The organism is Nitratidesulfovibrio sp. 1201_IL3209, assembly GCF_036763125.1.
Classification (GTDB): Bacteria; Desulfobacterota; Desulfovibrionia; order Desulfovibrionales; family Desulfovibrionaceae; genus Cupidesulfovibrio.
In genome coordinates, this window is the sequence record NZ_JBAIYT010000121.1 from 1 (window position 1) to 255 (window position 255).

Consider the following 255-nt stretch of genomic DNA (forward strand, 5'->3'; position numbering starts at 1 on the left):
CGTCTACGGTAGGGCCGATGATTGGGGTGAAGTCGTAACAAGGTAGCCGTAGGGGAACCTGCGGCTGGATCACCTCCTTTACAGACAAATTCCCGACTCGCTGTTTACTTGCAAGGAACCGGTCTTGCACCGTGTGTTCTTTGAAGCAACCGTGAATGAAGCTGGGCCGCGCGCCCGTCTTCGCCGATGGGCCTGTAGCTCAGGTGGTTAGAGCGCACGCCTGATAAGCGTGAGGTCGGAAGTTCAAGTCTTCCC

The 255-nt window shown here is 56.9% G+C and carries 1 tRNA gene and 1 rRNA gene; both read left to right on the forward strand.

Annotation, left to right across the window (positions count from 1 at the left end):
* Positions 1-80: ribosomal RNA gene (locus V6B97_RS17335) — 16S ribosomal RNA — on the forward strand; the annotation flags it as partial.
* A gap of 116 nt (positions 81-196) precedes the next feature.
* Positions 197-255, forward strand: a tRNA-Ile gene (locus V6B97_RS17340).